17 protein-coding genes, 1 tRNA gene and 1 pseudogene are annotated in these 17,662 nt (G+C 70.4%); 9 read left to right on the top strand and 10 right to left on the bottom strand.

All coding sequences use genetic code 11. The features are described 5' to 3' along the window. Positions 1 to 57 precede the first annotated feature (57 nt). Positions 58 to 597: a superoxide dismutase family protein gene (locus BM419_RS22310; RefSeq protein WP_056526253.1), complete on the top strand. Its 540-nt coding sequence runs from the start codon at positions 58 to 60 to the stop codon at positions 595 to 597. Here the strand turns inward: BM419_RS22310 and BM419_RS22315 are convergent. The 4 genes from BM419_RS22315 to BM419_RS22325 form a co-directional block, all read right to left on the bottom strand. Further along, on the bottom strand, positions 590 to 1,042 hold the full coding sequence (locus tag BM419_RS22315) for an acyl-CoA thioesterase (RefSeq protein WP_020095626.1): 453 nt from the start codon (positions 1,040 to 1,042) through the stop codon (positions 590 to 592). The genes BM419_RS22310 and BM419_RS22315 overlap by 8 nt on opposite strands. Positions 1,043 to 1,068: 26 nt before the next feature. After that, positions 1,069 to 1,206 (bottom strand): hypothetical protein, encoded by a 138-nt coding sequence (locus BM419_RS32530; protein ID WP_165923092.1) that lies wholly within the window; start codon positions 1,204 to 1,206, stop codon positions 1,069 to 1,071. Positions 1,207 to 1,355: 149 nt separating this feature from the next. Beyond that, positions 1,356 to 1,625 carry a hypothetical protein gene (locus BM419_RS22320; protein WP_020095628.1) on the bottom strand — a complete coding sequence of 90 codons (270 nt, stop codon included), beginning with the start codon at positions 1,623 to 1,625 and terminating at the stop codon, positions 1,356 to 1,358. A 162-nt stretch (positions 1,626 to 1,787) separates the two neighbouring features. After that, positions 1,788 to 1,973, bottom strand: coding sequence for a YegP family protein (locus tag BM419_RS22325; RefSeq protein ID WP_026605317.1), 186 nt, complete (start codon positions 1,971 to 1,973; stop codon positions 1,788 to 1,790). Between the two features lie 228 nt (positions 1,974 to 2,201). Between BM419_RS22325 and BM419_RS22330 the strand changes: the two genes are divergently transcribed. Next, positions 2,202 to 4,340 carry a molybdopterin-containing oxidoreductase family protein gene (locus tag BM419_RS22330; RefSeq protein WP_091927706.1) on the top strand — a complete coding sequence of 713 codons (2,139 nt, stop codon included), beginning with the start codon at positions 2,202 to 2,204 and terminating at the stop codon, positions 4,338 to 4,340. Between the two features lie 170 nt (positions 4,341 to 4,510). Here BM419_RS22330 and BM419_RS22335 read toward each other — a convergent pair whose 3' ends face one another. Further along, positions 4,511 to 6,061, bottom strand: coding sequence for a DEAD/DEAH box helicase (locus BM419_RS22335; protein ID WP_020095631.1), 1,551 nt, complete (start codon positions 6,059 to 6,061; stop codon positions 4,511 to 4,513). Between the two features lie 590 nt (positions 6,062 to 6,651). Here BM419_RS22335 and BM419_RS22340 point away from each other — a divergent pair. Beyond that, positions 6,652 to 7,630 (top strand): annotated as a pseudogene (locus BM419_RS22340) (helix-turn-helix domain-containing protein). A gap of 230 nt (positions 7,631 to 7,860) precedes the next feature. Here BM419_RS22340 and BM419_RS22345 read toward each other — a convergent pair. After that, positions 7,861 to 7,945, bottom strand: a tRNA-Leu gene (locus tag BM419_RS22345). Between the two features lie 118 nt (positions 7,946 to 8,063). Then, on the bottom strand, positions 8,064 to 8,369 hold the full coding sequence (locus BM419_RS22350) for a FliM/FliN family flagellar motor switch protein (RefSeq protein WP_091927727.1): 306 nt from the start codon (positions 8,367 to 8,369) through the stop codon (positions 8,064 to 8,066). Positions 8,370 to 8,458: 89 nt separating this feature from the next. Between BM419_RS22350 and lipB the strand changes: the two genes are divergently transcribed. Then, on the top strand, positions 8,459 to 9,190 hold the full coding sequence (gene lipB, locus BM419_RS22355) for a lipoyl(octanoyl) transferase LipB (RefSeq protein ID WP_091927707.1): 732 nt from the start codon (positions 8,459 to 8,461) through the stop codon (positions 9,188 to 9,190). A gap of 148 nt (positions 9,191 to 9,338) precedes the next feature. Here the strand turns inward: lipB and BM419_RS22360 are convergent, their stop codons facing one another. After that, positions 9,339 to 11,462 (bottom strand): carbohydrate porin, encoded by a 2,124-nt coding sequence (locus BM419_RS22360; protein ID WP_091927708.1) that lies wholly within the window; start codon positions 11,460 to 11,462, stop codon positions 9,339 to 9,341. A gap of 353 nt (positions 11,463 to 11,815) precedes the next feature. Between BM419_RS22360 and BM419_RS22365 the strand changes: the two genes are divergently transcribed. Genes BM419_RS22365 through BM419_RS22380 form a run of 4 tightly spaced genes read left to right on the top strand, consistent with a single transcriptional unit; the run spans position 11,816 to position 15,055 of the window. After that, complete coding sequence (locus BM419_RS22365; protein WP_207904130.1) at positions 11,816 to 12,379, top strand: iron transporter; 564 nt, start codon at positions 11,816 to 11,818, stop codon at positions 12,377 to 12,379. Between the two features lie 17 nt (positions 12,380 to 12,396). Then, positions 12,397 to 12,747, top strand: coding sequence for a cupredoxin domain-containing protein (locus BM419_RS22370; protein ID WP_091683039.1), 351 nt, complete (start codon positions 12,397 to 12,399; stop codon positions 12,745 to 12,747). Next, positions 12,744 to 14,177 (top strand): 4Fe-4S binding protein, encoded by a 1,434-nt coding sequence (locus tag BM419_RS22375; protein WP_020095638.1) that lies wholly within the window; start codon positions 12,744 to 12,746, stop codon positions 14,175 to 14,177. The genes BM419_RS22370 and BM419_RS22375 overlap by 4 nt, the downstream gene beginning before the upstream one ends. 53 nt (positions 14,178 to 14,230) lie before the next feature. Then, positions 14,231 to 15,055 carry an FTR1 family iron permease gene (locus BM419_RS22380; protein ID WP_042672594.1) on the top strand — a complete coding sequence of 275 codons (825 nt, stop codon included), beginning with the start codon at positions 14,231 to 14,233 and terminating at the stop codon, positions 15,053 to 15,055. Positions 15,056 to 15,121: 66 nt separating this feature from the next. Here BM419_RS22380 and sseA read toward each other — a convergent pair whose 3' ends face one another. Next, positions 15,122 to 15,970 carry a 3-mercaptopyruvate sulfurtransferase gene (gene sseA / locus BM419_RS22385; RefSeq protein ID WP_056526232.1) on the bottom strand — a complete coding sequence of 283 codons (849 nt, stop codon included), beginning with the start codon at positions 15,968 to 15,970 and terminating at the stop codon, positions 15,122 to 15,124. 402 nt (positions 15,971 to 16,372) lie between these two features. Here sseA and BM419_RS22390 point away from each other — a divergent pair, with 402 nt between their 5' ends. Beyond that, positions 16,373 to 16,606 carry a GcrA family cell cycle regulator gene (locus BM419_RS22390; RefSeq protein WP_091927710.1) on the top strand — a complete coding sequence of 78 codons (234 nt, stop codon included), beginning with the start codon at positions 16,373 to 16,375 and terminating at the stop codon, positions 16,604 to 16,606. A 61-nt stretch (positions 16,607 to 16,667) separates the two neighbouring features. On the opposite strand, the gene BM419_RS22395 is transcribed toward BM419_RS22390, so the two are convergent. After that, positions 16,668 to 17,645 (bottom strand): type II secretion system F family protein, encoded by a 978-nt coding sequence (locus BM419_RS22395; RefSeq protein ID WP_091927711.1) that lies wholly within the window; start codon positions 17,643 to 17,645, stop codon positions 16,668 to 16,670. Between the last annotated feature and the right edge of the window lie 17 nt (positions 17,646 to 17,662).

Below are 17,662 nucleotides of genomic sequence, written 5' to 3' on the forward strand. Positions count from 1 at the left end.
CCTGTCGAAGGCCGGCGCGCTCCCTAACTAGACCGGGCCGGAAAGGAGAGCCACCGCATGACCCGCACCCTGCCGCTGCTCGTATTGCTCGGGACCGCCGCCGCCGGCGGCGCCCTGGCACAGGAGCCTCCCAAGGAGGCGGCCAAACCGGCAGAGACCTACACGGCGCCGATCAAGAACGCGAAGGGCGACCCGATCGGCACGCTGGCGATCCGCGACGGGGCGAATGCCCTGGTCCTGCGCGTGACAATCCAGCCCGGCGGCCTGCCGCCCGGCTGGCACGGGATGCATTTCCACGCCGTGGGCGACTGCTCGGACCCGAAGTTCATGAACTCCAAGGCGCACGTGAACCACGACCAGAGCAAGCACGGGCTGCTCAACGCGGAGGGCCCCGACGAGGGCGACCTGCCGAACCTCTACGCGGCGCAGGACGGCTCGGCCAATGCCGAGGTCTCCAGCGAGACGCCGCTGAACGGCGAGGGCGGCCTGAAGGACGGGGACGGCGCGGCGCTGATCATCCACGCCAACGAGGACGACCACAACACCCAGCCGATCGGCGGCGCCGGCGACCGCGTCGCCTGCGGTGTGATCAAGTAGTCGTCGCGGACGGGGAGGGCACGGCCGGCGGGATCTGCCGCGGCCGGCCGTCCTCGTCGATGGCCACGAAGGTGAAGGTGGCCTGCGTGACCCGCTCGCGGACCTGGGTGCAGAACCGCCGTGCCCAGGCCTCGACCTCGATCTTCATCGAGGTCCGGCCGACATGCGATACCCGGGTGTAGACGCACAGCACGTCACCGACCCGGACCGGCCGGATGAAAGTCATCGATTCCAGCGCCACGGTGACCACCCGGCCCTGCGCCCGGTCGACGCCCGCGATGCCGCCGGCCTGGTCCATCTGCGACAGCACCCAGCCGCCGAAGATGTCGCCGTTGGCGTTGGTGTCGGCCGGCATGGCGATGGTGCGCACCGTGAGATCGCCCTTGGGCAGATCGACCTCAGCGGGCGGCGCGCCTCCGGCCGGTGAGAGTGCGACGTGCTGCATGCCGTCCATCCGCCCCCCGCACGCCGTCAGGACATCACGCCGGCGAGCTTGAGCCCCGCCGCCAGCAGAACGGCGACCGCGCTCAGGATGCATTCGAGCGGGATGGATTGCCAGAGGTCCGGCGTCGCCGCCGCGGGCTCGGCGCGTTGCGCAATATCGTTCATCGGGCTTCCTCTCGGGCGCGCCGATCTGCCGTCGGCGGTCCCGTTACCGGCACGATAAAGCAAGGCTCGCGGTCCCGCACCCCGAATCGGGGCGTGAAAAAGCCCGGCGGCTCGCTGGAGCCGCCGGGCCGGTCAGGTCGGAGAACCGCTCAGTAGTAGAATCGGCGGCGCCAGTAGGGACGACGGTAGTAGGGCCGCGGGCCGTAGTAGAACCGGCGGCCGTAGTACGGGCGGCGCCAGTAGGGCCGCGGGCCGTAGAACCGGCGACGGTAGTAGTACTGGGCCTTCTCGGCCACCGCCGGCGCGGCTTCGGCGGGCAGAGCCAGCCCCGGGCCGATGGGCGCGGCGGACGCGCCCTCCGGCGCCGCGGCCGCGAAGCCCAGCGCCAGCAGGGCCGCGAGCAGGAATTTCCTCAGCACGGTCTCGACTCCCTTTGTGTCATTCGTCCTGGTCGACGAACCGCGCAGGGCGACGGGCTCCGCTCGGTCCGAACCGCTGCAACGCGTGGGCGAGCGGAAGCGTTGCAGCTTAACCGCTGCGACGTTTCGGACAGGGTTGATCGCAGGTTGAGACGCGCGGGGTCAGGCGATCTTCGTCGTCATGTCCTCGATGCGCGCCTCGGCGCTCTGGCGGACCAACGCGATGCCGTGTTCGCAATCCTCGCGGCGGACATAGCCTTCGCCCGAATCAGCGATCACCTCGCCGTTGCGCGCCCGCAGGCGCCAGCGCCACTCGCCCTTGGCGTCCCGGTAGAGTTCGAACCGCATGTCGCAGGCCCCCGCTTCGTCCATCCCTCAGATGGGGGCGCGCCCGCGCAAGGGAAGGCGGGGCGGTGAGGGCGCCGCGGGGCGGACGGGCCACCGAGCGGCGCGCGTGCGCGATCGGCCGCCGGGATTCGAGTTAGAATTTTTCTTCGTCTCATTGTACGCTTCGCCGATCGGGATCCGGGACGCCTGAACAATAACGGGACGCCCGCGGCCGGTGAGGAAGAGAGTATGAACGAGATCGTCCAGCTCGAGGCCTACTCGGAGGTCTTCTACGGAGGCTGCCCGCACGATTGCCCCGACACGTGCTCGATGCTGTTCGAGGTGAAGGGCGGCGAGCTCCTGAGCGTGCGCGGCAACCCGGACCACCCGATGACCCGCGGCGGTCTCTGCGTGAAGCTGAAGGATTACGAGAAGCGCCACTACCACCCCGATCGGCTGCTCTACCCGATGAAGCGCGTCGGCCCGAAGGGCTCGAAGCAGTTCGAGCGGATCACCTGGGACGAGGCGCTGGACACCATCGTCACCCGCTGGAAGGCGATCATCGACCAGTACGGGCCGCAGGCCATCGCGCCCTACAGCTACCTCGGCAACCAGGGCCTCGTGCACGGGCTGAACGGCGGCGACGCGTTCTTCAACCGCATGGGCGCCACCGTGACCGAGCGCACCTTCTGCGGCGAGGGCTCGTGCACGGCCTGGCTCCTCACCGTCGGCCCGACCGCGGGCCTCGACCCGGACAGCTACATCCACTCCAAGTACATCGTGATCTGGGCCTGCAACTCGGTCAGCACCAACCTGCACCACTGGGCGATCGTGAAGGACGCCCAGAAGCAGGGCGCCAAGGTCGTCGTGATCGACGCCTACGCGTCGCGCACCGCCAAGGCCGCCGACTGGCACATCGCGCCGAAGCCCGGCACCGACGGCGCGCTCGCCATGGCGCTGATCAACTCGATCATCGAACAGGGCCTCGTCGACCAGGACTACGTCGACAACCACACGGTCGGCTTCGCGGAGCTGAAGGAGCGGGCCAGCACGCGCACGCCTGAATGGGCCGCGGCGATCACCGGCGTCTCCGCCGACGACATCCGGAAGCTCGCCCGCGAGATGGCGACCGAGCAGCCGGTGGGCATCCGCATCGGCGTGGCGCTGGAGCGGCACTACGGCGGCGGCCAGACCATCCGGGCGGTGACCTGCATCCCGGCGCTGACCGGCGCGTGGCGCCATGTCGGCGGCGGCATCACCCAGTTCGGCGTCTGGGAGCATCCCTACAAGTTCGACGTCATCTGCCGCCCGGACCTGATCCCGGAGGGCACCCGGGTCGTCTCGAACCTTCAGATCGGCCGGGCGCTCACCGGCGAGATGCAGCTCGACCCGCCGATCATGTCGATGATGTGCTGGAACTCGAACCCCGTGACGCAGGCGCCCGAGACCGACAAGATCGTCGAGGGGCTGATGCGCGAGGACCTGTTCATGGTCTCGGCCGAGCACTTCATCTCGGACACGGCCTCCTACGCCGACATCCTGCTGCCCGCCACGATGGGCGCCGAGATGGAGGACATGATCCTCTCCTGGGGGCACCTCTACCTGACCTACAACACCAAGTGCGCCGAGGCGCCGGGCGAGGCGATCCCCAACAACGAGATCTTCCGGCGGCTGGCCGCCCGGCTCGGCTTCGAGGAGGAGAACTTCAAGTGGAGCGACAGCGAGTGCCTTGAGCACTACGTCGACTGGTCATCGCCAGCCTGCGAGGGCATCGACCTCCAGTACATGCGCGAGCACGGCTTCGCCCGGCTCAAGGTCGGCACGCCCGACGACCGGGCGCCGCACCGGGAGGGGAACTTCCCGACACCGACCGGCAAGTGCATGCTGAAGGTGGAGGGCGCCACGAACTTCGTCGCCCCGCCGTTCCGGCAGATGTACGAGGGCTTCCAGCCGGGCGAGGCGCTCGACCCGCTGCCGGACTACCTCGGCCCGCGCGAGTCGCACACGAACGATCCGGAGCTCGCCAAGCGCTACCCGCTCAACATCGTCTCGCCCAAGAGCCACTACTTCCTGAACTCCTGCTACGCCAACATGGAGGACAAGCAGAAGGGCCAGGGCGAGCAGTTCGTGATGATCAGCCAAGCCGACGCCGACGCGCGCGGCATCCGGGACGGCGACCGGGTCCAGGTCGCCAACGACCGCGGCGCCTTCAAGGGCGTGGCCCGCATCACCGACGACGTGAAGGCCGGGATCGTGGTGGCGACGCTGGGCTACTGGCGCCAGCTCAACGAGGGCACGGTGAACAGCATCTCGTCCGGCGCCTTCACCGATATGGGCCACGCGCCCTCGTTCTCCGACAACCTCGTCGAGGTCTCACGGGCGAACTGAACGGCTCCGCGCGCGGCGATCCGCTCCCGATCGCCGCGCCGGGTTCACACGGAGGGTCGAGCCGTCATCCGGTTGCGGTTTCGCCGCTCGTCCGGCGCGGTCACCGGAAACGAAGCCGCCCGGGACGGATCCGTCCCGGGCGGCTCGATCGTCACTCAGGCCATCTTCGCTCAGGAACGGGGCGCCCGCTCCAGCCAGCCGATGCTGCGACCCTCGCCGCCGCCACCGCCGCTGCGCGGACGGGCATCGGCGCGCTGGGGCCGGGCGTCGCGGCTCGGGCGACCTTGATTCGGGCGCTCGCCCTGCGGGCGGGCGGGCCGGTCCGCGCGGGCGTCGCGGCCCTGCGGGGCGTGGCCGCGATTGTCACCGCGGTTGTCGCCGCGGCCGTCCTGGGGTCGGCCCTGCCGGGGCGCGCCCTGGCCGGGACCGCCGAAGCCGCGGCCGCCCTCGGGCCGGCCCTGCTGGGGACGGCCCTGCTGCTGCCGGGGCCGCTGGCCCTGGCGGCCGCCGCCGGGGCGCTGCTGCGGACGCTCGGGCCGGCGCTCCTCCTCGCGGGCGATCTCGGCGGCCTCCTGGCGGGACGGCGGGGTGAAGCCCTCGGGGAAGCCCGCCACCGGGACCTTCTGCCGGGTCACGCGCTCGATGTCGCGCAGGTAGGCCTTCTCCTCGTCGTTGCAGAACGAGATGGCGAGGCCGTCGGCGCCGGCGCGGGCCGTGCGGCCGATCCGGTGGACGTAGCTCTCCGGCACGTTCGGCAGGTCGAAGTTGACCACGTGGCTCACGCCCTCGACGTCGATGCCGCGGGCCGCGATGTCGGTGGCGACCAGGACCCGGCAGGAGCCGTCCTTGAAGGCGGCCAGCGCCCGCTCGCGCTGGGGCTGGCTCTTGTTGCCGTGAATCGCGGCGGCCGCGATGCCGACCTTGTCGAGGCCGCGCACGACCCGGTCCGCCCCGTGCTTGGTCCGGGTGAAGACGAGCACGCGCTCGATCGCCGGATCGCGCAGGATGTGCCCCAGCAGCGCCTGCTTGGCGCCGGTATGGACGAAGATCACCTCCTGCTCGACCCGCTCGGCCGTGGTGGCGACCGGCGTCACCGCGACCTGGACCGGATCGGTGAGGTACTGGGACGCCAAGCCCGCGATGTTCTTGGGCATGGTGGCCGAGAAGAACAGGCTCTGGCGCTTCTGCGGCAGCATCTTCACGATGCGCTTGAGGGCGTGGATGAAGCCGAGATCGAGCATCTGGTCGGCCTCGTCGAGGACGAGGATCTCGACGCCCTCCAGGGTCAGCGAGCGGCGGTCGACGAGGTCGATCAGCCGGCCGGGGGTGGCGACGAGGACGTCGACGCCCGGCGCCAGCGCCCGCTCCTGGCGGCTGATGGTGACGCCGCCGAACACCACCGTCGTGGTGTAGGACAGGTGCCGGCCGTAATCGGTGAACGACTCGGCGATCTGGTTGGCGAGCTCGCGGGTCGGCGAGAGCACCAGCACCCGACAGCCGCGGCGCGGCGCGCGGCGGTCCGAGAGCGAGAGGCGGTGCAGGATCGGCAGCGCGAAGGCCGCGGTCTTGCCGGTGCCGGTCTGGGCGATGCCGCAGAGGTCGCGGCCCGCCATGGCCGGCGGGATCGCCTGGGCCTGGATCGGGGTCGGCGCGACGTAGCCGGCCTCGCTGAGCGCCCGCAGCACGGGCTGGGCGAGGCCGAAATCGGTGAATTGGGTCAAGGATGTATCCGATGCAGCAGGGCCGGCCGGGCGCCTCGCGTCGCTCGCGAGCTGTGCCGTGTATGAGCCGGTCCGTTGGCAGGGGGCAGCCCGCGTGATGGGGCGGCCCGGGTGCATGCACGTTATGAAGAGGGGGGCCGGATCACGCCGGGTGGCGCCCGATCCGTCACGCAGCCCCCTCAAGCGGGCCGTGGCGGCCGCTGACGCTGCATCGCCGATATGCGTGTGTGCGGCTGCGAAGTCAATGCAGGGCCGGGTTGCGGTCCGCTCAGGCTGAGCGCCGCCGTCGCGCCGGTGAACAGCGGGCGCTCGTCCGACGGTGCTGTGCCCCGTGCACTCGGGATCGCCCGAAGACGCGGCTCGGCTGCCGATACGTGTCGATCCCGTCTTCCCGATGTGGTCGGGGCGGGCGTTTATCGTCGTTGTGACCGAGGATCGCCTCTGATCTATCCGTTGAGATATAATTGTTTCGGAATTGACGGTATTGTTGGATCGTCCGAGCGTGAAATTGTATCTAAAGATACGCAGCGATCGGTATTCAACGATCGCTGCGTGGCCGAACGGCGCGGCCGCGACTTCAGATATTGCCTATGCAGACAGTGTTTTCGACGGAGGGTCTCCACCCCCGGAGCGGCTTCAAGCTTTGGCGAGACCTTCTCGGGGAGCGGCTCGTGCCGATCGAGGTCGAGCGCCTCGACGACGGGCCGTTCCGGGGCAGGCTCGACGTCGCGGAGATCGGCGCGCTGTACCTCTCGCGCCTGACGCAGAGCGCCCTGCGATGCGAGACGACGCCCAGCGCGGCCCGGCGCCACGACAGGGCCGGGATGGTCGTGGTGCTGTTCAAGCTCGCGGGCCTGTCGACGAGCGTTCAGGACGGCCGGGAGGCCGTGCAGCGGCCGGGCGACATGGTCGTGCTCGACCATCGCCCCTCCGTGCTGACGACCCACAGGGACAGCCAGGCCCTGTTCCTGGAGCTGCCGCGGGAGCGCCTGGAAGGCGTGCTCGGCTCGACACGGCTCTACACCGGCCTGTCCGGTCGGGGCGGACCTCGCGTCGGCCACGCTGGCGACCGGCTTCATCCACGACCTGATCCGGGTGCGGCACCAGCTCACGCCCGACGCCGCCGAGCGCATGTCGGCGATCGCGGTCGACCTGATCGTGGCGAGCCTCGCCGAGCGGCTCGCGCAGGATGTGCCTCGCCCCGTCCACGGCAGCGTCGTCGTTCAGCGCGCGAAGGCACATGTCGAGGCCCATCTGGACGATCCGGGACTGGACCCGCCCCAGCTCGCGGCCGCCACGGGGGTCTCGCTGCGCCGGCTCCAGGAGCTGTTCCACGAGCGCGGCCAGCACATCTCCGACTGGATCTGGGAGCGCCGGCTGGCGGCTGCGGCCAAGCGGCTGTCCGACCCAGCCTGCCTGCACCTGTCGATCGGGATGCTCGCCTACGGCTGCGGGTTCACCAGCCAGGCGCACTTCTCCCGCCGGTTCAAGGACCGCCACGGCCTGACCCCGCGCGAGTACAGGGAGGCCGCCCTGCTGCGGGCTTCCGGTGCTCCGTCGGCTCCCTGATCGGGACGGTGACCGGCCTCCGCCGATCCCGCGACGTCCCGGCGCGGAATGATGCGCGCGGTTCTCGCGCAACCCCTGGCCGGGCGCAGGCGCCTGTGCCCGGCGTGCGAACGGCACGCGCGTCGCGACCCGGCGCGTCGGCTCAGATAATGGTGTATCGTGATCGGCGGCGCACCGCCCTGTCATGCGCCACATCTGGGTTGCCGAAGATCCGGGCAACCGAAACAATGTGGTGCGGCCAAGAGGACTCGAACCTCCACCCCTCTCGGGACTAGCACCTCAAGCTAGCGCGTCTACCAATTCCGCCATGGCCGCATCGGACGCGAAGACCGGTCCGTTCGCTCGACCGTCGCGCGCCGCGGGAGAACCCGGGGCCGCTTTCGTGTCGCGCGGCGCAGCGGATAACAGATCGTCCCGCCGCCGACAAGCGCAGTCACGGGGAATCGTAGCCGCCGTCCAGGAAAGGCGCCGCGCCGTCGCCGATGCTGACGCCCGGCTCGACGATCGAGGCCGCCTTGCGGATCAGCTCGGTCACCTCCACGGAGATGCGGTCGCCCGTCACCACGATCTGCCCGCGCGCGATCGGGTGGTCGTTGGCCAGGATCTCGACCATGTCGCTGTCGCTGGCTTCGAGCTCGATCACGGCGCCGCGGCCCATCCGGAGGAGCATGTGCAGCGGCATGCGGGCCCGGCCCAGCACCACCGTCAGATCGACCTTCAGGGTCTCGAAGACCGCCACCGTCCGCCATCCCGTCTCGCAGCCGGAACCTTGCAACCGCCGGCCGCGGATGTTGAAGGCTTCGACCATCGACGCAGGATGGTGAACTCTTGGTAAACGCGCCCCGCCTCACGGTCAGCCCGCCCGCCTTCCCGAAGCGGCCCGGCACCGATCCGGTCGCCGGCCCGGTGGGCTGGCGCGTGAGCGACGCGGCAGTGGATTACGCCGCCGCCCTCGCCTGGATGGAGGCGCGCGCGGAGGCGATCGCCCGCGGCGCGGCGCCCGAATGCGTCTGGCTGCTGGAGCACCCGCCGCTCTACACGGCGGGCACGTCGGCCCGGCCGGAGGATCTCGTCGCGCCGGACCGGTTCCCGGTCCACGCGACGGGGCGGGGCGGGCAGTACACCTATCACGGTCCCGGCCAGCGGGTGGCCTACGTGATGCTCGACCTCGACCGGCGCAGCCGCGACCTGCGCGCCTACGTGGCGAGCCTGGAGGCGTGGCTGATCGAGACGCTGGCCGCCTTCAACGTCCGCGCCGAGCGCCGCGAGGACCGGGTCGGCGTCTGGGTGCGCCGGCCCGAGAAGGGGCCCGGCGTCGAAGACAAGATCGCGGCGATCGGCATCCGGGTCCGCCGCTGGGTCAGCTTCCACGGCATCAGCCTGAACGTGGAGCCCGACCTCGCGCATTTCGACGGGATCGTGCCGTGCGGCGTCCGGGAGCACGGCGTGACAAGCCTCGTCGATCTCGGCCTGCCGGTGAGCATGGCCGAGGTCGACATGCAGCTCCGCGCCGCCTTCGAGGCGATCTTCGGGGCGACCGCGATCGAGGCGGCGGAGTGAGCAGGGCCGCGCCATCGGGCGATGCCGCCGTCGTAGCGAGCGCAGCGACCCAGGGTGCGTGTCGTCCGGAGCCCGGACCGGATCGCTTCGCTCGCGAATACGCATAGCGTCCGAACGCTCCGGTCGGAGGCCGTCTCACCGGCGCCGATCAGAAATCGGCGTGCAGCCGCGAGGCGAAGAAGTGCGCCGGCCCGCGGTCGCGATTGTATCCGGGATTGTCGATGAACTGGTAGTCGAAGGTCAGCGTGACGAACTTCGTGAGGTTCAGGGCGTAGTAGGTCTCCAGCGTGCGCTCGGTACCGTAGTTGAGGCGCCCGTCGCCGATCAGCAGCCCGAGATACCCGGCCGCGAAGGCGGCCCGGTGCGAGGGCGAGAGCCCGTTCATTGCGGCGCCGATGCCGACCGTGTCGTCGGGGCGGTCCCAGGCCTTGCCCTTCAGCGACAGGCCGCCGGAGAAGCTCCGGTCGATGTCGGTGAACGAGATGTTCTCGGTGCGCCCGTCGTTCAGGCTCGCCCGGGCGAACAGCCCGAGTTCGGGCGTCAGCGCCTGCTCCAGGTTGATGTAGCCGCCGGTCTTGCGGCGGGGGCGGCGGGTCGCCGCGACGGCGTCGTTGATGTCGTCGAACAGGCCGAGCTGCGTCAGGGTGACGACGTCGCGGTTGTTGGCCGAGACGCCGACATTCGAGAACAGCCCGATGCGGATCTTGCCGGGCTGATCGAGCCAGGGGAGGACGTGGCGCTCCTCGAACTCGACGTTCAGCCCGGCGCGCCGGAACACCCGCGGGTCGAGCACGTCGCTCGACGGCTCCTTGGGCACCTGCGTGTAGGCGGCGCGGATCGCGAACTCGGGCCGGTTGTACTCGGCGTAGACGCCCTGCGTGAAGCCCGGGAGATTCGCCGGGAAATCCCAGGCCGAGGCACCCCAGAGCGACCAGTTGAAGAAGTCCACGCGCGGGTCGTGCGCGTAGATGTTGCCGTCGAAGAAGTCGCCCAGCGCGAACTTGCCGGCGATCAGCGTGATCCGCTCGGCGTCGTAGCGGGTGGCCACTTGGTTCGGGCCGTCCGGTACCTCGACGGTCTCGCCGCCCAGCCCGAAGGTCTGCTTCACGTAGTAGCGGTTCGAGCGCAGCTTCGGGAACGGGGCGCCGGCCTTCTGCGCCTCGCCGTTGACGAAGCCGGCGACGCCCAGCGTCCGCGACAGGCCGAAGCCCTGGCTGAACTCGGGATTGTAGTAGACCTCGGTGCTATCGGTGAGCTTGAGGCCGAGGAAGATCGTGGCCGTCGTGGTCTGCCGGGCCTGATGGGGGATCAGGCTCTGCGCACCCTCGTAGGGCGAGCGGAAGCCGGGAACGCCCTGCGCGATCAGCGTCGTCTGGCCGTGGAGCGAGAAGCGGCCGGTATCGCCGTTGTCGGGATCGTGCGGGGCGGTCTCGTCCCGGTCCGGGGGGACCTTCAGCCCGTCCGGAAACCACATCAGCCGCGCGAACAGCTCGTTGGACGTGAAGCGCGCCCGGGTCGTGACCGGCCCGCCCGCGTCGCCGGGCACCGTGCCCAGCGGGAAGCGCCGGCTGCCCCCGAGATCGATGTAGCGGTAGTCGATGCCCAGCGCGAGGCTGTCGGTGATGGCGTACTGCACGCCCGCGCCGAGGGTGAAGCCGACGTAGCCGAGGTCCCGCCGCGCAGTGGTCTGGCCGCCCGTGTCGAGGTCCGGGTAATTCGCCAGGATACGTGCGTTCGCCCCTGCGAGGCCGAAGGTGCCGTAGATCAGGTAGCGGTCGAAGCTGTAGCCGAGCCGGGCGCGCAGGGTGCCGTAGAGATCCGTCTTGGCGCGCACGATGTTGAAGGCCGGGTCCACGTCCGCGTAGCCGAAGCCCGCGATCGTCGAGGGGACGGGCCGCTTCAGATTCGCCGCGTCGAGACTCGCCTCGACGCCGTAGACCCACGGCCCGGCCTGCCAGTTCCAGCCGCCGAACAGGCCGCCGACCGCCGTCGTGGCGTTCTTGCCCTGGTCGCTGCGGCCGGTGGAATCGCCGCTCTTGAAGGCCGGGACCGGCCGGGCGCCGATCGTCGTCGGACCGAAATTGTAGGCGCCGTAGGACCCGCCGGCACTTCCCTCGAGGCCGACATAGCCCCCCGACCAGTCGGTGTAGGACGGCGCCTCGACTGGGCGCGGCGGGGAGATGTCGGCCGCCCACGCGGCGGCGGGCGCCAGGAGAAGGGCGGCCAGGACGAGCGCCGCAGTGCGGACCAGGGACACGGAACGGGATCTCATCCGACTCACAGAAAAGTATAGCATTTGCTAAAACGCGGCACGGGGCCGCGCAAGCCGGGTCGCGCGCTCGTGATCGCGGGCCATCGTGCGATCCATGGCCTTGCTGCCTCGCATCCTCGGTTCGTCGCATGGCACTGGCGTGACGATCCAGCCCGCGTTGGATTCGTCAAGATCCAGAGGGCATCGCACCGCGAATAGCTTCGTGAAAGTGCGCCGTGATCGACCTTTTTCGATGCAACGACATGCGAATACCGTAATGTCGATTCGGCTGATGGACAGATTAGAATTGTTATTATTTGACTGTCGTGCGATTCCGGTTTGATCTTCCCGCGGCCTGGATTATGTGCGGTCGCATGCACGCCTCGCACATCCTCCCGGTTCTCCGCGGCCTCGCCGCGGCCTCGCTCCTGGCGTTCGCCGGTGCCGCGGCCGCCAAGGAGGTGCCGATCGGTCCGCACGTGACGCGCAACGGCCTGGAGGTCGCGGCCGTCTATCTGCAGCCGATCGAGATGGATCCGCCCGGCATGATGCGCGAGGCCGCCAAGTCGGACATCCACCTCGAGACCGATATCCGCGCCGCCAAGGACAACCGCAACGGCTTCGCGGAAGGGGACTGGGTGCCGGCGCTCGCCGTCCGCTTCGAGGCGGTGAAGCTCGACGGCGACAAGCCCACCGACCAGACGGTGTCGGGCATGCTGATGCCGATGGTCGCCAATGACGGGCCGCATTACGGCGACAACGTCAAGCTGTTCGGCCCGGGTCGTTACCGTCTGAAGGTCACCGTCGCGCCCCCGGGCAAGGACAGCCATTTCGGCCGCCACGTCGACAAGGAGACGGGCGTCGGCCCGTGGTTCGAGCCCTTCGAGATCACCCAGGACTTCACCTTCGCCGGCGTCGGCAAGAAGGGCGCCTACTGAGAGTGCCGGAGCTGACCGTGTCCCGCCTGCCGCGCTCCCTCCTCCGAGCCCTACCGCTGCTGCTGGTCGCCGCCGCGTCGGCCGCCGTGCCCGCGCGGGCGGACGACATGCCGGTCATCAAGGTGGAGATGCGCGACGGCGTGATCATCCCGACGGTAATCGAGGTTCCGGCCAACACCCGGTTCAAGCTGGAGATCTCGAACACCGGCCAGACGCCGGTGGAGTTCGAGAGCACGGAACTGCGGCGCGAGAAGGCGCTGGCCGCGGGCTCGACCTCGGCGATCGTGTTCCGCACCCTCGATGCCGGCACCTACCAAGTGTTCGACGATTTCCACCCGGAGGCGAAGGCGACCCTGGTGGCCAAATGAGCGCGTTCACGACAGCGCCCGGCTCCCTGGCCCTCGCCGACGTCACGCCGCGCCGCTCCGCGGTCGACGCGCGGCTCGCCCGGTTCGGCGACGCGCTGCGCCGGTACGGCTGGATCATCCGGTCCGTGCAGTGGCTGATCGTCGCCGTCTACGCGGTGCTGGTGATCGTGCCGGCCCTGCTGCCGCTGCCCGACAACGCCGCCCACATCTGGACCAACCTGACGCTCGCCGCGCAGTTCGCCTTCTGGGGGATCTGGTGGCCATTCGTGCTGGTCAGCATGGTGCTGGTCGGCCGGGCCTGGTGCGGCGTGCTCTGCCCGGAGGGGGCCCTCAGCGAGTTCGCGAGCCGGTGGAGCCGCGGCTACGCCGTGCCGCGCTGGATCACCTGGCAGGGCTGGCCGTTCGTGGCCTTCGCCGGAACCACCGTCTACGGGCAGATGACCAGCGTGTACGGCTACCCGAAGCCGGTCCTCGCGGTGCTCGGCGGCTCGACCCTGGCGGCGATCGTGGTCGGGCTGCTGTACGGGCGCAACAAGCGCGTCTGGTGCCGCTACCTCTGCCCGGTCAACGGCGTCTTCGCGGTGCTGTCGAAGCTCGCGCCGGTGAGCTTCCAGGTCGACCGCGCCGCCTGGGCGGACTCGCCCAAGCCCGTCGGCGGCACCGAGTCCTTCAACTGCGCGCCCCTCGTGCCGGTCAAGACCATGCGGGGCGCGGGCGCCTGCCACATGTGCGGCCGCTGCAGCGGCCACCGCGGCGCCGTGCGCCTCGCCCTGCGCTCGCCCAACCACGAGATCGTCCACGTGGCCGGCGCGGAGCCCAGCCTCGACCAGACCATGCTGATCCTGTTCGGCATGCTGGCGTTGGCGGTGGGCGCCTTCCAGTGGTCCTCGAGCCCCTGGTTCGTCGATGCCAAGCAATGGGCGGCCACGTGGCTCATCGAGCGCGGGACGACGTGGCCCCTGGAGCACTCGGCGCCCTGGTTCGTGCTGACGAACTACCCCGACCGCAACGACGTCATGACGCTCCTCGACGGTGGGCTGCTGCTGGCCTACATCGGCGCCGCGACGCTCGTCCTCGGGCTCGCCCTGTCGGGGATCGTGGCGCTCGCGACCCTGAGCCTCGGCGGCTGGTCGCTCCGGCGCTTCCACCACCTGACCCAGACCCTGATCCCGGTCGCGGGCTGCGGCGTGTTCCTGGGCCTGTCGGCGCTCACCGTGACGTTCCTGCGCGGCGACGGCATCGTGATCCCCTACGTGGCGGAGATCCGCGCGGGCCTGCTCGCCGGCGCCAGCCTGTGGAGCGTCTGGCTGGCCTGGCGGGTGGCGGGTCTCGCCGCCGGCGGCCTCCGCCGGGTGGCGGCCTCGGCCTGCATCGCCGGGGCGGCCGCCCTCTCGGTGGCCAACTGGGTGCTCCTGTTCTGGATCTGGTAGCGCGCGGTCCGCGCGCGCCGCGTCACACGACCTCACAAACCCTGGAGACCGCCATGATCGGCGCCTTCGTCATCGCCTTCCGCGAAGTCATCGAGGCGGGCCTCATCATCTCCATCGTGCTGGCCGCCACCCGCGGCATTCCGGGCCGGATGCGCTGGGTCCTGCTCGGCATCGCCGGCGGCCTCGCGGGCGCCGCCCTGGTGGCGCTGTTCGCCGAGAAGATCTCGGACGCGTTCGAGGGCAGCGGGCAGGACATCCTGAACGCCGCGGTCCTGATCGTCGCGGTGCTGCTGCTGATCTGGCACAACACTTGGATGAGCAAGCACGGCAAGGAGCTGGCGGGCGAACTGCGCGCCGCCGGCGCGGCGGTGCGTTCGGGCGAGCGGGAGGCGGCGGCCCTGTCGATCGTGATCGGCGCCGCGATCCTGCGCGAGGGGGCCGAGCTGGTCCTGTTCCTCTACGGCCTCGTGGCCTCGGGCACCTCGGGCGCCGACATCCAGTTCGGTGCGGTCGCCGGCATCGGCGCCGGAGCGCTCCTCTCGGCGGTGACCTATCTCGGGCTCGCCTCGATTCCGAGCCGCTACGTCTTCTCGGTGACCAGCGTCCTGATCATCTTCCTCGCGGCCGGCCTCGCCGCGCAGGCGGCGCAGTTCCTGGCGAATGCCGGGGTGGTCGAAGTTCTCGGATACACCCTCTGGAACAGCTCCGGCGTGATCGCCGAGAATTCCTGGCCGGGCCGCGTCCTGCACGCCCTGGTCGGCTACACCGACCGGCCGACCGCCCTCCAGGGGCTGGTCTACGTCGCCACCATCGCGGTGATGGTCGGCCTGATGCAGTGGAGCGCCGCCGACAAGCGCCGCGCGGTGCGGCCGGCCTAGTTGCGACGGGCCGGCGGGCGGCGGGCATCGACCTCGCCCGCCTCCGCGGCGTCCGATCGCCGCGCGCTACGGCGCGCCCGTCGCCACCGCCCGGGCCGGGTCGGCGCCCCATTCCGACCAGGAGCCGTCGTAGAGCCCCCGCGCCGGGCGGCCCATGGTCTCCAGCGCCAGCGCGATGATCGCCGCGGTCACGCCGGAGCCGCAGGTGGTCACGATCGGCCGGTCCGGATCGACGCCGTTCTCGGCGAAGACTGCCTTCAACTCCTCGGGGCTCTTCATCCGGCCGTCGCGCTGGAGGGCCGCGTAGTGCAGGTTGCGCGCGCCGGGCATGTGCCCCGGCCGGACGCCGGGGCGGGGCTCCGGCTCCTCGCCGCGGAACCGCGTCCCCGAGCGGGCGTCGACGACCTGCGCCGAGCCGCTGTCCAGGGCGCGGGCGACGTCGTCCGCGTCCGCCACGGCGCCGTGGTCGAAGCGGGCGGTGAAGTGCCGCCGCTCGGGCTGGCGCGGGTCGCCCTCCTCGGTCGGGTAGCCCGCCGCCACCCAGGCCGGCAGGCCGCCGTCCAGCACCAGCGCGTCGCGCACGCCGAAGGCTTTGAGCATCCACCAGACCCGCGGGGCGGAGAACAGCCCCTGCCCGTCGTAGACGACGATCTGCATGCCGTCGCCGACGCCGAGCGCGCGCATCCGCGCCGCGAACACCTCGGGCCGCGGCAGCATGTGCGGCAGGTTCGACTCGGTGTCGCTCATGGCGTCGAGGTCGAAGCGGCGGGCGCCGGGTATGTGGGCGGTGCGGAACTCGGCCTCGGGATCGCGGCCCGCCGCGGGCAGGTACCAGGAGGCGTCGAGCACGACGATGTCGGGGGCCGCGAGGCGGTCGTGCAGCCATTCGGGTGACACGAGGGGCGCTTGGGCCATGGTCGGCGGATCCGGCTCTGTTCGCGTTGCGGGCTCACAGAACCACAGGTCGCACCGCGTTGCACGCCCGGGCCGCCGCGGGACAGAGGCGTTCGGGGGGATTCGTCAGCGGCGCCAATGTCAATCGAGTGCACGCGGTATCGGGGGAGCTACGCATCCCGCACCGTGGTCCGATGCATCCAGCGCAGGCTGGTCTTGTTTTAAAGAGCCGTAACCCCAGTTACGACACCATGATGACGCCAATCGCGTCGGCCGTACGGCCGGCATCGTGTTGGCCGCCCCGGACGGTCCGCTCGCGGACGCGATACGGGGACGTCGCCTGAACGAGATGCGTTCAAACCTTCCCTGTCTGCCCGGGCGCCCGACCCACCGTGCAGGATGCTTATTGAGCCGATCGACACCATGAATCAACTCGTCCGCATGTCCCAGATCGGCGACGCCGAGACCCTCGAGGAGCCGTCGGCCGACCTGCGCGTGCCTTTCGCGCAGTCCGGCGCCTTCGTGTGCAAGTACATCATCGGTGAGCCGAACGACCGCGCCGTCTGCTGCGGCGCCCCCGTGTCCGACGGCAAGAGCTGGTGCGCCTACCACCGCCGCATCGTGTTCGAGCCGACCCGCCCCGGCCGCATCCGCTGAGGCCGGTCCGAGGGCATTCCCTGCGGCATTCCCTGCGGCATCCCCTGGCGCGTCCCGGCCGTCACTGCGTCCGCATGATCTGGATGACCGCCGGGGTGATGATGACCACGAACAGCACCGGCAGGAAGAACAGGATCATCGGCACGGTGAGCTTCGGTGGAAGGCCGGCCGCCTTCTTCTCCGCCTCGTTCATGCGCATGTCGCGGCTCTCCTGGCTCAGCACCCGCAGCGCCTGACCGACCGGCGTGCCGTAGCGCTCGGCCTGGATCAGCGCCGTCGCCACGGATTTCACCGGCTCGAGGCCGGTGCGCATCACGAGGTTCTCGTAGGCCTGACGTCGGTCGGGCAGGAACGACATCTCGGCGGTCATCAGCGCGAGCTCCTCGGCCAGCACGACCGAGGACGTGGCGATCTCGGTGCTCACCTTCCGGAACGCGTTCTCGATCGCCATGCCGGATTCCACGCAGATCAGCGTGAGGTCGAGGGCGTCCGGCCACGCCTTGCGGATCTCGGTCTGGCGCTTCTTGGCGGTGTTCACCAGGAACAGCTCGGGCGCCTTGATGCCCATGTAGGCCGCGCCGATCACGAGCCCGAACCGCATGAGGTACGAGGCGTCGAGCACCTCCAGCACGAACAGGTAGAACAGGGCCGCGATCACCGCCGCGACCGGCACGACGAGGCGGAAGAACAGGAAAGCGGTCTCCGCCCCCTGGCCGCGGTACCCTGCCTGCATCAGCTTGCGCTTGGCCGTGTCCGTACCGAGCCAGCGGCGCAGCTGGTACTTCTCGACGACCGACTTCATGTAGGCCTTCGGCTCCGTGCGCAGCGTCGCCCGGCTTCCGGCCCGCTCCGCGCTCAGCCGCTCGCGCCGCCGGATCTGCTCGCGCTCGTCGCTGACGAGCTTCATCCGCTTGCCGAGGCGGTCGGTCTCCAGGAAGGGCTGCGCCACCGCGTAGGCGGTCGCGGCCGCCGCGACGGCGGTCAGCAGCGTGCCCATGAAGCGGGGATCGAACAGCTTCTCGGCGATGGCGTCGATCATCGGGCGGGATCCGGCAG

It is taken from the genome of Methylobacterium sp. yr668 (assembly GCF_900116245.1).
Classification (GTDB): domain Bacteria; phylum Pseudomonadota; class Alphaproteobacteria; order Rhizobiales; family Beijerinckiaceae; genus Methylobacterium.